This window comes from Geobacillus sp. Manikaran-105, from assembly GCF_002809955.1.
Taxonomy (GTDB): domain Bacteria; phylum Bacillota; class Bacilli; order Bacillales; family Anoxybacillaceae; genus Geobacillus; species Geobacillus thermophilus.
Genome location: NZ_PIJG01000003.1, coordinates 24,271 through 38,936, shown reverse-complemented (window position 1 = coordinate 38,936; position 14,666 = coordinate 24,271). Strand labels below are relative to the sequence as shown.

The window sequence follows — 14,666 nt, the reverse complement described above, 5'->3', positions numbered from 1 at the left end:
TTAACTTTATTATAATACAGGAGGGTGAAAGGCATAAATCACTTCAATCCTCCCGTTATGATCGTTTGACTGTAGGAAGGACCACATCCTTTTTGTAGTCATACACGGCCTCTTCGGCAATCGGCAGCGGAACAACTCCATGGGCGGCATCGGTATGCCCAATCAATCGGTTGCTCGCCGCAATCCGCCGTTGGCGCTTGCGCATCGCCGCCACGCGTTGGTTGGCGATTTCCGTTCTTTCCTGCTTGATCGATTCAAACTCGAACCGTAGAGTTCCATTTCGGAACGCCAATTCATTGATAAATTCGATTCTCCGCTCACGAAGGCCAATGTAGAGAAGATCCCCCGTTTTTAAATACAAAATGCCTCCGCCGCGAATGGCTTCCGGCGTCATATGTCCGATGGCCGCTCCATACGTGACGCCTGAATAGCGCCCATCGCTGATCAGCGTCGCGATCCGTTTTAGCTGTCTGTTCGCGTTAATATGCTGCATCGGGGTGAACATTTCCGGCATGCCAAATGCCTCTGGCCCCTGGCCGGCAATCACAACCGCGATTTTCAGCGCCCCTTCCCTTGCCATCGCATCAAACAGGTCGTCATATTCATGATCTTTCAATGGCTCAAACAAATGCGGCGCGTTATGTTTCAAGACAGCGAGCAAGCTTTGATGGTGAAAACAACGGTTTTGTTTGATTTTTTCCAATAAATGAACATCAAGCAGCCCCTCGTTGGCATCGTCTTCGTTCTCGTAATACAGGACAAAGGCGACTTTCTTGTCAAACTCGTCAATTTGCCTTGTCGCCATGCCGCTGATTTTCACCACCGCACTTTCAAAGAAGTTGCCTGACAACACGTCGACTCCGCTAAACGGCCGTCTCGGTTTGGATAAGATGACCGGATTGTGCTCGACGTTTTGCGCCGACAGCTGCGCTTGGTTGACAGACAGTCTTTCCCGCCATGTCGTTCCGGTTACCGTCGGAGCATCCACATCCATCGGCACCCCATTGTTCATCAGTTCATGGAATACTGTTTCCATTCCCCGGATCTTCCCGCTGCAGCACTGAACAGCCAGTGCGAAAATGTCTCTTCCTTCCGTTAAACTATAGTCAAATAAATCCGGCACTGGCACTTCATGATGGATGCGATCATACTCCCACAGGTCGAACTGATAGCCCCCATAAAGCATAGCCGCCACAATATGCATCATAATGTTCGTCGATCCGCCGGTGGCGCTGTGGATGCGAATCGCGTTTTTGATGTTGGCCGCCATAATATTGGCCACTCCATACACCGGATCATTCATTAAATGGGCGAGGCTGTCCAACGCCATATTGATTTGTTCCTGCGTCGGCGGGGCGGCGAGCAATTCCAAGGCGGGATGAATCAATCCCAATCCGGCGATCAAATGCCGGGAGCTGTTGCCGGTTCCGTTAAAGGCGCACACTCCGCCTTGGCTGTCACAGGTCGCTACCGCCAACCGTTTTTCATAGTCTTCGTGCTGCTCTTTCGTGATGAGCCCTTTTCCTCTCGCTCGTTCGAGCACCCCTTGAAACGCCGTGTTGGAAGAGCACTGCAAAATATACGCAAGCGCATCCCGCAAGTCATAGGCAATGTCTTCTTCCCCGGCAAGTTCCGCCCGTCGGGCGACTTCTTCCAGCTCGGCATACAACTTAGGCGGAATCGTCCCGCCTTTTAATACATGGGCTGGCGCAAATGTCGCGAAGAAAGGCGGCTCCCCCCGCTCGCGGCGGACGCGGTCAAGATGGGCCAACGCGCTGACTACGCCAAGCGGCTGCTTGTCACACCCTTGAATGACAAACGCCCCGTGGTAGCTGTGCGCTTCCAGTTGGTTTACAATCATTTGCGCCACGGCGTTGCGGCTTTGCAGCGAATAGCTCATGCCTTGATTGCTTTGCGCCGTCCCGTCGCACATCACCGGTGTCGAAAATTGAAACGGCACACCGCCATTTTGCCAAATGCGAATCGCCGCCCGGGCGATCGTTTGAAAATCCATAATGTGGGCCGGATGGTCAGGCGACCCGCCAATAATCGCAATTCTCGGAGCATTATGATGCAGCCGGTCATAAATTTCCTCCAGCGTCCAGTCTGGTTGCACTCCTTTTAGTTCAGGGCCTAAAATTTGTTTCGCCCGGTCGAGCAGCCCGGCGACGCATATCGGCTCGTTGGCCTTTCCTTGGACGTTGTCACGGTATGGATTGACTCGGCTCTCAATGCGCGGGTAAGTAACCGCTGGCATTACACATCCCCCTTAATGTTCTATTGTTATGGAAAAGTCCATTTCCATCGGCGTTGACAAAATTTCAATTTCTTCCATTTGACGCGCCTCATCCAAAAGGCTTTCAGAAACCCAAATCTCCCGAAGCGCCAGCGTGTTTTTGATCCTCACCATTCTCACCTTGCTTAGATCAAAGGCGTTGCATGTTTTAATCGCTGCTTTTACCGCCAACTCTTCCGTTTCGAAAAACATCGGCAGTTTAACTACTGAAACGACCGTGCTCGTCAAAGCATTTGCAAATCCTTTTTCCCAAATGATCTGGTCTTTCACTTTTTTAGTTGTGATATCGGCTAATCCAATGCCATTGGCGTTGCCGTCGGTCTTTTCCGACAAACCTAGGACGACGATTCGCGCAATGTCTGGACCACCGCTTGCATAAGGAGTCGCATACCTGCCGGTAATGTTCGGATCCATGCCGTCGCCGGAAATATCCTTCCCGATTTCATCAACAACAAGCACATCGAGCGGAGTGAACATAATCTTCGGCATAAGCGACTTCGCCTCAATCAACAACTCAGGCTCCACCGTTTCAAACTGCTCGGCCGGAATCGCCACGATTTTGGCTGGGCGATCATACGCATTCTCCAGCACAGCCACGCCAAACACAATGGGTGCCCGTTGAATGGCGATTTTTGCCATCTCAACTACATGCCGCGCCATATACTTAAAGCTATATTGGTGGGCAGCTTCCGCCCCCTTTTGCTTGCCGAGGCCGATCGTAATCATTTTCATTAATCCGCTCTCCACCGGTCCACGAAAAGCCGTATGGGGCTTTACTCGGTTAACGACAACGATTTTATCCGCCTCGTAGGCCAGTTTGTCTATATAAACAGGCAGCCCATTGTCCAACTTCCCGATTTCCACAACATCCATGTTTGAGCGGATCGGAACCCCGACAAATTCCTCTGTCACCCCTAAATGGGCAAGCACTTCTTTCTGTCCTTCCGCCGTCGCCCCTCCATGGCTTCCCATTGCCGGTACGATAAACGGGACGCCGCCTGCTTGCTTTACCGCGTTTGCCACTTCCCGGACAATGATCGGGATATCGGCAATGCCGCGGCTTCCAACAGCGATTGCCACTTGGTCGCCAGGGGAAATGCGTTGGAGAACGTTCGCTTGGCGAATGCTTTGATGCACCGCCTTGGGAACATCCCGAATTTCCGGGGCATAAAAGTTTTGACGAACTTTTGCCATTTTAGGAATGGGCACATCTTTAAGCATTTGCTCAAGAATCTTCATTTTTTCTTCCCTCATTTTCTATATAAGTTGCAATTTTGTTTTACATGGCATTGTTCGCTCTTCTTGCCACCGTGCCAGCTTGTTAGGTGATAAAGTAAAGACGGACATGGAGGTCGGAATTTCTTTATTACAACCTATATAGTTTGGCAAGCCGATCATCACAACAAGCCAGTCTTCTTTCTCCCTCGCTTTACAACAAGAGGCAAGGAAAGAGAGCAACCAGCCATTGCCCTCTTCCAACAACATCATTTTTGATTGCGGATCTTGTCCAGCTCGCCATACATTTCGTTCACTAAATCTTCGCCGAACTCTTTCGCGTATTTCTCAACAACTGGCTTAATGATTTCAGCCATTTTTTCACGTTCTTGATCGCTGACTTCGTTGATGTTTATCCCTGTCTTTTTCAACTCTTCCAATGCTTTTTGATCCTCTTCGCGGCTCAGTTGCCGTTGATATTTTCCAGCTTCAATTGCAGCCTCTTGTAAAATCTTTTGTTCCTCAGGCGATAACTGATCCCAAAACTTCTTGCTGACGAGGAATACAAATGGAGTGTAAACGTGCTTGGTTAAGCTCAAATATTTTTGCACTTCGTAAAATTTATTTGACTTAATCGTTGCCAATGGATTTTCTTGACCATCAATAGTGTTGCTTTCCAGTGCTGTGAACACTTCTGAAAAAGGCATCGGTGTCGGATTGGCGCCAAGCGCTTTAAACGCATCAATATGCACTTCGTTTTGCATCGTCCGCAACTTCAATCCTTTAAAATCGCCGGCTGTCTTGATGGCGTGTTTGCTGTTTGTTACGTTCCGAAATCCATTTTCCCAGTAACCAAGCCCAATCAACCCGTGCTCCGGCAGTTTCTCCAACAATTTTTGGCCTATCGGCCCGTCCAAAATAGCGTCAGCCTCTTCAGGTGTGTTAAAGAGGAACGGAAAATCGAAAATGCCGAACTCTTTGATCATCCCAACAAGCGGTGAAGTCGATGGGATTGTAACTTCTTGTGTTCCAGCCTGAAGTGCTTCTGTCATTTTTAAGTCATCGCCTAAAGTAGCACTGAAGTATGTTTGAACTTTCATTTTGCCGCTGCTTTTTTCCTCAACAATCTCTTTGAACTTGAGCAATCCTTGGCCTTGTGGATGGTCTTCGTTCAAGCCAATTCCCGCTTTAATCACTCGCGGTTGAATTCCTTCCGATTCGGTCTTGGCGGTATTCCCCCCTTGAGTCGTTCCTGAACTGCACGCGGTCAGGAAAAGCAAGCCCATAGCTATGCAGCCGGTCATTATCTTTCGGATCACATTTCTTTTTTTCATAGTCCTCGCAACCCCCTTACTATTTAATAGGAATATTCATCAACTGCCCGTAAACCACCCAAGCGGCACCGTGACGAGAGACGGGAAGAAAATCAACAGAAGCAACAGAAGCGTCTCCACCAGCAAAAACGGCCAAACTCCTTTCATGATGTCCTCCATGTTGATTTTCGCCACCCCGCAGGCAACGTTCAGCACCGTGCCAACCGGCGGCGTGAGCAGCCCAATGCAGTTGTTTAAAATAAACAATACCCCGAAGTACACCGGATCGATTCCCGCTTTTTCAATAATCGGCATCAGCACCGGCGTCAAAATGAGCACTGTCGGCGTCAAGTCCATCGCCGTTCCGACCAACAGCACCAAGGCGTTAATGGCCAAAAGCAGCGCGAGCGGATGGTCGATGAGCGGCGCGAGCACATCTGTCACGATCGACGGAATGTTGGCGACTGTAATGAGCCAGGCCGACACCATGGCGGCCGCCACCAAAAACATGACGACGCTCGTCGTTTTCGCCGCGGCCACGAGCACGTGGAACAAGTCTTTCACTTTCAGCTCGCGGTAAATGCACAGACCGACAAACAACGCGTAAAACGCGGCCACGACCGCCGCCTCGGTCGGCGTAAACACCCCTCCGCGCAGCCCGCCGACAATGATCACCGGCAGCAGCAGCGCCCAAAACGCCTCGCGGGTCGCCCGCCAAATCTCTTTCGCCGACTGACGTGGAAGCACTTCCACTTGATCTCTTCGGGTCACCCACCACCAGCAGATGGCCAGTGAAATGCCAAGCAAAATCCCGGGAACAATGCCGGCCATAAACAGCTTCGTGATCGACACGCCGCTTGTGACCCCGAAAATGATCATCGGAATGCTCGGCGGGATGATCGGGGCGATGATGCCGCCGGCAGCGATAAGGCCGGCTGACCGGTTGCGGTTGTACCCAGCTTTGACCATCATCGGGATGAGAATCGCCCCAAGCGCCGCTGTATCGGCCACCGCCGACCCCGACAACCCGGCGAACAACACGCTCGCGATGATCGCCACATACCCGAGCCCGCCGCGGATATGGCCGACAAGCGCCATCGCAAAGCGGATGATCCGCTTCGAAATGCCCCCGGCGTTCATGAGCTCCCCGGCGAGCATAAAGAACGGAATCGCCATCAGCGGAAAGCTGTCTGCGCCGCTGATCAAGTTTTGCGCGATGATTTGCGTATCAAAAATGTCCAAATAAAACATCAAGGCGACGCCGCTGACCAAGAGCGCAAACGCGATCGGCATCCCGAGCGCCATGACCCCTAACAGCGACCCGATAAAAACGACCAACGCCATTTACCGCTCACCTCCAGCGGCGCCTTGCGTTCGCCCGTGCGCCCATTCTGCCGCTTCGTGCTCGACGGGAGCGGCCGTCATGATTTCTTCTTCCGATTCTTTCATTCTCGTCAGCTCCTCAATCGCCCCGGGGCGAAACAGCGCCTGATACAAATGGTACAAAATAATGAGGCCCATGCCGATGCTCACGACAAGCCCGGTCCCATAAATGAACGCCATCGGCAGGCCGGTCGCCGGAGCCCGGCTTCCGACGCTGCTGAGCGTAATTTTCCAGCTTCCGTCCAACAGTAAATAAAGCACATACAGCACGATGACATTGCTGATAACAAATACGATGCGCTTAGCACTGGTCGGCAGTTTTCTTACCAATGTGTCGACGCCTAAATGGTCATGGTCCTTCAAAGCGCCAATGGCTCCAAGAAACGACATCCAAACGAAGAGAAAGCGCGACATTTCTTCCGACCACGTGATGCCGGAGTTAAATGCGTAGCGGAGCACGACGTTGCCGAATACCAAAATGCACATGAAAGCAAGCGTCGCGGCCATCAATACATTCAGAGCGCCATCCAAAAATTTCCCTGCCTTTTTGAACAATTCTCCATCACCCTTTTGACTTTTGGCTTATCTTATTCCGCCTCTGCTTTGATTCTCTTATACAAGTCTTCGGCCCAGTCATATTTTTTGAACAGCTCGTCATAGAGCGGCTGCACAGCTTTTTCCATCTGCTTCACAAACTCATCGTTAGGAGTGGTGAATTTAATCCCATGCTCTTGCAAAAACTTCTTGTCTTCTTCGTAACTTTTTTCCATCAGCTCAAATTCATAGTTGGCTGCCTCTTTAGCTGCTTCTTGAATAATTTTCCGTTGTTCGTCCGTCAAGCTGTCCCAAAACTTTTTATTGACCACATACACATTTGGGCTAAACATATGCTTGGACTCTAATACATCTGTTTGAACTTCGTACCACCCGGAAGCCCGCAATGTCGCAATTGGGTTGTCTTGCCCATCTACCACTTTTTGCTCTAAAGCAGTGAACACTTCCGAAATCGGCAATGGTGTCACGTTAGCTCCCAACAGTTTTCCAATCGTAATATAGTTCGGGATATTAGGCATCCGCAGGCGCAATCCTTTAAAATCGTCGATTGAGTCGATCGTTCTATTTGAAGAAAACATCCGGAACCCATTTGCACTCCACGCCAGCGGAACAACACCATGTTTCGCCTCAAGCTCTGCAGTAATTTCTTTCCCGATCGGACCATTCAACACTTTTTTAACATGTTCAAAATCTTTGAATAAGAACGGCCATTCAGGAACTCCCATTTTGGGGATGTCATTTTGCATAATCAACCCCGGAATCCCCATCTCAATCGTGCCATTGCGAACACCGTTGTAAAACTCCTGCTCTGCACCTAAAGCACTATTAGGATAAATCTCGACCTTAAGACTGCCGCCAGATTTCTCTTCAACGATCTTTTTAAACTTTTCACGCAACGCAACATTTTGCGGGTGACTTTCGGCAAAATAATTGGCCACCTTGATTACCCTAGTTCCACCTGTTTTCCCTCCGGCCGTTGATTTGGATCCGGAACTCCCACAACCGGAAAGTAACAGAAGCAACAGGGATAAGATCACCGAAAAAACTGCCATTCGTCTCATGATACCATCAACTCCTTTTGCAACGCTGTTTTTATTAGAGAAAAAATATGAGGGTTAACTACTACTAAGTTGGAGATTAAGCGCTTTCAGAAAACACTTTCAAAAGACGAGTTTCTGACCTGTTTCTAAACGTCGGAAGATGCCTGTTTAAAAAACTGCCATCGTGTGGTTTGATATAGTAAAACTCAGTTTTGAAAACAATGAAAAAAATTAAAAACATCTAAATCGATTTTGTTTTATATTATAAAACATCGTTTATCAATGTAGTTCATCAGGCCTGATATTTTTATGTTAATCAAAATTTTCCGAACAGTCAATATAAAAAATAAAATTTGCCCTTATTTTTGTACAATGGCGCTGTTTATTTCAACAAAGGCAAATAAAAGTCCTCCTAAACACAATCAACAGCCATAAAAAATGCCATCCTCCCGACGCAAACCTTATCTTCGGGAGAACGGCTCGTTGGCCTGTTACGCCAAAACCCCCTCAATCTTCTCCAGCACCTCATCACTGAGCACAACATGGACCGCCTTGACGTTCTCTTCGACTTGTTCCGGGCGGCTGGCGCCGATTAAGGCGCTGGCGACGTTCGGCTGGCGCAGCACCCAAGCGAGGGCAAGCTGGGACAACGTAATGCCAAGCTCAGCCGCGATTTTTTCGAGTTGTTCCACTTTCGTTAACACTTCGTCATTGAGCAATCCTTGGATAAACGTATTCGCTCTTGGATCAGCGGCGCGGCTGTCAGCCGGCAACGCTTGACCTCGTTTGTATTTGCCGGTCAGCACCCCTTGGGCGAGCGGCGAAAAGACGATTTGACTGATGCCGTTTTGTTCGCACACCGGGATGACTTCCTTTTCAATATAACGGTGAAACATGTTGTATTGCGGCTGATTGACGACGATCCGATCGAGCAAGTAGCGGTCGGCCACGCCGAGCGCCTCTTGAATTTGCTGGGCCGTCCATTCGCTCACGCCGACATACAGCACTTTTCCTTGGCGGACGAGATCATCGATCGTACGCAACGTCTCATCGACCGGCGTTTCTTTGTCATAGCGGTGGCAGTAGTAGATATCGACATAATCCAGTTGCAGCCGCTTTAAGCTCGCATGGAGCTGCTCAAACACATGCTTGCGCGACAGGCCGCGGTCGTTCGGGCCGTCGCCCATCGGCCAAAACACTTTCGTCGCGATGACATACGATTCGCGCGGATATTTGCGCAGCGCCTCGCCGACGATTTTTTCCGCTTCCCCGCGCGCGTAGACGTTCGCCGTGTCAAACGAGTTGATGCCAAGTTCGTACGCCTTGTCAATGACGCGGATCGCGGTTTCTTTTTCTACCGAATTTCCATATGTAAGCCAGCTGCCTAAACTAATCTCACTGACTTTCAGCCCCGTGCGGCCGAGTTTTCGATACTTCATTTGCGGTTTCCTCTCCTTTCAGCATCCATCAATGCCAAATTCTTCATGTCCCATTATAATTCTCGACTGCTGATTTGCAAAGACATTTGCCTTACTTTTGATGGGTCTTTTTCTTGAGTTGAGGCGCACCTAGGGACGGGAAATCACCATCCCTTCACGACCCTCGAATGCCAAAGAAGAGCACCGATGTATTCAACGCCGTTCAACTTGAAACATGGGATGTTGAAGTTGCGTTTCCTGTTAAATTGCCTGTCTTCCGCATGATGATGGGACGGCCCTGAGGACAAGTCAACCTTTTCCTTCCTTGTGCCAACTGCACCTCCCTTCAATTACAACGAATAAGGCAAAACAGGCGGCCGCCTTGAATGCGGCGAAGCAACGGTACATCTTCCTTGATCACCCTGCCGATAACATTGACGTTGTCATCAGCAGGAAGATCCGTTAAGGTGATTTGCAGTTCCCCAGCGTAACGACCGTAGCATTCATTGTCAATCGTCACGCTCCCGATCGGCCGCGGCACCGGTTCGGTGGGATGCAACGCCTCCTGCGGCCATGCAAAGGTGCGGCGCGATTCAACTGAGCGAATCACATCACGGGCCGCGTCACGCCGATTCGTGTGCACCGTTTCGACAAGAGACAGCCAGGGGGCTGATACGATCGGCCGGTAGCGAATAGGAATGATTCCTTGCCGCACCCACGCCATTCGCTCGAGCACATCGTCTGACACCGATAAGTCCCCGACGAACACTTTTTCCACCTTATACGTTTCGCGCAGCTCGATATAGGCAGAAACCGGATCCGCTTCCCGATGATCCTCTAACGTCGGCATCCCTTTGTAAAGCGGACCGCGCTTTTGGGCGTTGCCAGGGACAAAGGCCCCGATTGATGCTATGCCGCATTGGCGCAACATTCGGTTTTGTTTCATGAGCGTGTCGCCCGAAAGCCCAGTTTCCGGGCGCGGGTAAAAGTTATGCCATGCTTCCACACCCGCCCAGTCGATTTGTCGCGATGTCAACTCCTGAATTTCGCGTTCTGTGATCGTACTGGCGTTCAATACGACTTTCATCTGCTTCGAAAGCTGCACCGTTTCATCCCACGAGAAGCCGTCGTCAAGCCGCAGTCCGACCATCCCCCACTCGCTGAGTGCCTTGGCAACGTCAGGGTCGGCTGGCAAGTACGAAAGCACGGCGGGGGTGGCGTCTGCTACCACCCCCACCCCGTAGTGGCGGGCGAGCCGGCCGATCCATTTCAGCTTCTCTTGCTCGCCTAGTTCTTTTCCGTTCAAAAGGTTCAGCGAAGTAAACAGTTCCCTCGCTCCAAAACTCGCCGCTTTCCGAAACGCTTCCTCGATTTGTTCAAACGGTTGAAAAAGATAAAAGGAAAAGGAAAGCATCGCCATCCCTCTCTATATATTTTCTGCCATTTCCTCTTTAAACCCGAACCAATAGGTAAACAGGAACCCAAACGCATAGGAAATGACCAATCCGACGAAATACGTCACATATTTCGCATCAGCAATGAGCGGAATCAATGACAGCCCAGACACGCCGATGCCGAGCGCCGCAGTCTTCATTACCGCCTGAAACGCACCGCCGACCGCCGCACCGAGGCATGCGGTGACAAACGGCCGCCCAAGCGGCAATGTCACCCCGTACAACAGCGGTTCCCCGATGCCTAAAAACCCGACTGGCAGCGCTCCTTTAATGATGTTGCGGAGTCTTTGATTTTTCGTCTTCACATAGACAGCGATCGCCGCTCCGACTTGCCCCGCTCCAGCCATCGCCAAAATAGGCAACAGCGGGGTGGAACCAAGTTTTTGAATCAATTCCATATGAATTGGTGTCAGACCGTGATGCAGTCCAACCATGACAAGCGGCAAAAATGTTCCGGCCAACACCGCGCCGGCAATCACCCCACCCACATCGAGCACTGCTTTCAAGCCAGTTGTAATCGCCATCGACAGCCACCCCGCAATCGGCTGTACAGCGATCAAGGTAAATAGGCAGACGATAAGCACCGTAATCAACGGTGTCACAATGATATCGACCGCGTTTGGGACAAATTGGCGAACACGCTTTTCGATGACCGCCATCAACCATGCTGCTAGCAAGACGGCAAACAGCCCTCCCCTCCCTGGTGTAAGCGCTTCCCCAAATAGCTTAACATCCGCCAGCGCCGGGTTGAAGACGAGAATGCCGGCAATCGCTCCTAATACGGGAGTACCGCCGAACTCTTTGGCAGTATTGTATCCGACCAGCACACCAAGGGAAGCAAAAATGCCGCCGCCAATCAAAAGCAACAGCTGCAGCCACGTCGTCTGTGGATCAACGCCGGCGTTTTTGGCAAAGTTGGCAATCCCGTTAATGATCCCTGAGGCGACCAGACCAGGGATGAGCGGGATGAAGATGCTGCCGATTTTGCGCAACAACCGCTTTAGCGGCGTTTGTTGGCGAGCTTTGACCTTCGCTTTTGTCCGCTCCGCGATGTCCTCAAGCCCATCCTCGATCACTTCCCCAAGCTCCAGACCAGTCAGCTCGCATAACGCGGCCGCCACTTTGTTGACAATGCCGGGACCGACGACGATTTGCAGCGTTTCGTCTTCAATCACCCCCATGACTCCCTCAACCCGTTTCAGGGCGGCAATATCCGCTTGATCCGGATCACGCAACGACACGCGCACCCGCGTCATGCAGTGAGCGATGCGGGCAATGTTCTCTTTCCCCCCTAAATGCGAAAGCATCGTTGCCGCCATTTGTTGTTCTCGGTTCATCGTTCCTCTCCCCCTTATCCGCGTTATTTAAGCGCGTTGCGCACAAAACCGCCGGCTTTTTGCAGCCGCTCTTTCGCCTCTTCATAACGACACCCACGTAAAATCATCACAATCGCTGTCTTCACCTCCCCATTTGCTTGTTCATAATAACGGGACGCTTCGTCGGCGCTCACTCCCGTCGCTTCCATCAAAATCCGCTTTGCTCGCTCTTTTAGCTTTTCGTTTGTCGCTTGCACATCGACCATCCAGTTTCCGTATACTTTTCCAATACCAACCATAGAAGCGGTCGAAATCATATTGAGCACCATTTTTTGCGCTGTTCCAGCCTTGAGGCGAGTCGAACCCGCCAGCACTTCCGGACCAGTTTCAATCTCCACTGCCGCATCGGCGTATTGGCTCATTTCCGCCCCATGATTGCAGGCGATGCTTCCTGTTGCTGCTCCTCTTTTCTTAGCGTAGCGAAGCGCACTCACCACATACGGCGTCCGTCCGCTTGCCGCAATGCCAACGACTACATCGTTTGCCGTCAAACCCACTGCCTCGAGATCGCGGACGGCCGCTTCTTCATCATCTTCTGCTCCTTCAACTGCATTGGCCACCGCTTCTCGCCCCCCGGCGATCACCGCTTGCACCATCTTGGGATCAACGCCGAACGTCGGCGGACATTCAACGGCATCAAGCAAACCAAGCCGGCCGCTCGTTCCTGCTCCAACATAAATAAGTCTTCCTCCTCTCTGAAACGCGGCAATGACAATATGTACGAGCTTCTCAATGGAATCCAGTTGTTTGGCCACCGCGGCCGCCACTGTCTGATCTTCTTCATTCATCGCTTGTAAAATTTCTCTCGTCGTCATTTCATCCAAATGTTTCGTTTTTTCATTGCCTTGTTCCGTAGTTAGACGTTCGAACAATCTCGTCACCTCTTTACCGAAATTAGAAATTATATTTCATATTTATATTATAAATTTATGAAATAAAATATCAATCTATTCTTTTTTTATTTGAAACATTCCCACAAAAAGCAAAGCAGGCTCGTCTCAAGCCCGCTTTATCTTCGCAACCGCACTACTTCTTCTCTTGTCTCGTGAAACCGTTCGATCACCCGGCTTCCCACACGATGGAACGTAATTAAATACAAGGCATCAATCACATTAAGCTGCACCATTCTCGATGCCATGCTGCCGATGCGGTGGTCTTGCTCAACATCCGGCAGCGCCAATTTAATATCCGCTTCTTTATACAGCGGGGACGTTGAATCCAGCTTCGTGATGGCGATGACAGTGGCCTTCTGCTTTTTCGCGAATCGGGCGATCTCCAATACGTCCTTTGTCCTTCCCGACGTCGATACCGCTACCAACACATCTCCTTCGTTCAAATGGGCAACCAATGGAAGCATTACATGGAAATCGGGCGACATCACCGCCATATAGCCAAGTTTCGTGAACTTATAACTGGCATCCATCGCGGCGGCCGCAGAGCCGCCAACCCCATAAAACAACAGCTTGCCGGCGTTGGCAATCGCCGCGGCCGCCTTCTCCAGCTCCCGCTTATCAAGCGTCGTGGTCGCTGCTTCAATCGCGGCCTTATTGACATACGTCACTTTCGTAAACAATTCATACGGGGAAACCGGTTTGTCAAGAATTGAAAAATCGTTAATGCTCATATCGGCCATTGTTAACTCGCGGACAAGCGCCAGTTTCAATCCAGGAAAACTGCCGATGCCGACTGCCTTGCAAAAACGAATGACGCTCGCTTCGCTTGTGTCAGCCGCCTGGGCCAAATCCTTCGTCGTCATATTCGGCACGAGTTCGGCATGGTCGAGAATGTAGGCGGCTACCTTTTTTTCCGCCGGTGAAAACCGTTCCATTTGCTGTTTGATTTTCGCTAAAAGGCCGATTTCATTCATCTTATTCTCCCTTTCCGCACATCATTTTTCTTTCATCTTATCATGGAAAGCCCCCTGTGCTCCATACTAATAATCTTTAATAAAAAATATTTGATTTCGAGATATACATTTGTTATGATAGTGGTGCGAATATGAATCATAAAGAGGAGGAAAAGCGATGACAACATTCCAACTCGACAAAGCGCACAGCTCTGTCGCCTTCCAAGTAAGACATATGATGATCTCCAAAGCGAAAGGGGAATTCACCAACTTTGACGTTGAGGTCGAAGGCGACATCAACGAACTCGAGTCGCTGAAAGTGAAAGCGACGATTGACGCCGCCTCGATCGATACGAAAAACGCCGACCGCGACAATCATCTCCGCTCGGCCGACTTTTTCGATGTCGAGAACTATCCAACCATTACGTTTGTCAGTGAATCCGTGCGCAAGCTGTCCGACACGGAATATGAAGTGACCGGGAAGCTGACGATCCGCGGCGTGACGAGAACAGAAACGTTCAAAGTCGAATACAACGGCCAAGTGAAAAACCCGCTCACCGGCGGCATCTCGGTCGGTTTTGACGTCGAAGGAACGATCAACCGCGAAGACTACGGGTTGGTATGGAACGTCGCGCTCGAAACCGGCGGATTCCTCGTCGGGAAAGAAGTCAAAATCCTAGCCAGCTTCGAATTTGCCTTGAGCTGAGCGACTCGAATCGAAACGCCCGCGGCATATGCCGGGGGCGTTTGATCATCATCCCGAAAGGAAG

12 protein-coding genes are annotated in these 14,666 nt (G+C 50.7%); 1 reads left to right on the top strand and 11 read right to left on the bottom strand.

Translation table 11 applies throughout. The features are described 5' to 3' along the window. Window positions 1-55 precede the first annotated feature (55 nt). From CV945_RS01645 to CV945_RS01595, 11 genes are all read right to left on the bottom strand, one after another. Window positions 56-2,257 (bottom strand): dihydroxy-acid dehydratase domain-containing protein, encoded by a 2,202-nt coding sequence (locus CV945_RS01645; RefSeq protein WP_100659000.1) that lies wholly within the window; start codon window positions 2,255-2,257, stop codon window positions 56-58. Between the two features lie 12 nt (window positions 2,258-2,269). Then, window positions 2,270-3,535, bottom strand: coding sequence for a nickel pincer cofactor-dependent isomerase, group 22 (locus CV945_RS01640; protein ID WP_100658999.1), 1,266 nt, complete (start codon window positions 3,533-3,535; stop codon window positions 2,270-2,272). Window positions 3,536-3,780: 245 nt separating this feature from the next. Further along, complete coding sequence (locus CV945_RS01635; RefSeq protein ID WP_100658998.1) at window positions 3,781-4,845, bottom strand: TRAP transporter substrate-binding protein; 1,065 nt, start codon at window positions 4,843-4,845, stop codon at window positions 3,781-3,783. Window positions 4,846-4,884: 39 nt separating this feature from the next. Then, the gene (locus CV945_RS01630; protein WP_100658997.1) at window positions 4,885-6,168 is read right to left on the bottom strand and encodes a TRAP transporter large permease subunit; all 1,284 of its coding nucleotides are present in this window, start codon (window positions 6,166-6,168) and stop codon (window positions 4,885-4,887) included. Then, window positions 6,169-6,714, bottom strand: coding sequence for a TRAP transporter small permease (locus CV945_RS01625; protein ID WP_100659031.1), 546 nt, complete (start codon window positions 6,712-6,714; stop codon window positions 6,169-6,171). A gap of 80 nt (window positions 6,715-6,794) precedes the next feature. Beyond that, window positions 6,795-7,823 carry a TRAP transporter substrate-binding protein gene (locus CV945_RS01620; protein ID WP_100658996.1) on the bottom strand — a complete coding sequence of 343 codons (1,029 nt, stop codon included), beginning with the start codon at window positions 7,821-7,823 and terminating at the stop codon, window positions 6,795-6,797. Between the two features lie 470 nt (window positions 7,824-8,293). Beyond that, window positions 8,294-9,241 carry an aldo/keto reductase family protein gene (locus tag CV945_RS01615; RefSeq protein WP_100658995.1) on the bottom strand — a complete coding sequence of 316 codons (948 nt, stop codon included), beginning with the start codon at window positions 9,239-9,241 and terminating at the stop codon, window positions 8,294-8,296. A 325-nt stretch (window positions 9,242-9,566) separates the two neighbouring features. Further along, window positions 9,567-10,634 carry a MupG family TIM beta-alpha barrel fold protein gene (locus CV945_RS01610; RefSeq protein WP_063329668.1) on the bottom strand — a complete coding sequence of 356 codons (1,068 nt, stop codon included), beginning with the start codon at window positions 10,632-10,634 and terminating at the stop codon, window positions 9,567-9,569. A 12-nt stretch (window positions 10,635-10,646) separates the two neighbouring features. Beyond that, window positions 10,647-12,011 carry a PTS transporter subunit EIIC gene (locus CV945_RS01605; RefSeq protein WP_050367369.1) on the bottom strand — a complete coding sequence of 455 codons (1,365 nt, stop codon included), beginning with the start codon at window positions 12,009-12,011 and terminating at the stop codon, window positions 10,647-10,649. A gap of 23 nt (window positions 12,012-12,034) precedes the next feature. After that, window positions 12,035-12,922, bottom strand: coding sequence for an N-acetylmuramic acid 6-phosphate etherase (gene murQ, locus CV945_RS01600; protein WP_033009755.1), 888 nt, complete (start codon window positions 12,920-12,922; stop codon window positions 12,035-12,037). Window positions 12,923-13,059: 137 nt separating this feature from the next. Then, window positions 13,060-13,917, bottom strand: a complete 858-nt coding sequence (locus CV945_RS01595) for a MurR/RpiR family transcriptional regulator (protein WP_100658994.1) — start codon at window positions 13,915-13,917, stop codon at window positions 13,060-13,062. 157 nt (window positions 13,918-14,074) lie between these two features. Between CV945_RS01595 and CV945_RS01590 the strand changes: the two genes are divergently transcribed. Next, window positions 14,075-14,602, top strand: coding sequence for a YceI family protein (locus tag CV945_RS01590; protein ID WP_015375055.1), 528 nt, complete (start codon window positions 14,075-14,077; stop codon window positions 14,600-14,602). The last annotated feature ends 64 nt before the right edge of the window (window positions 14,603-14,666 follow it).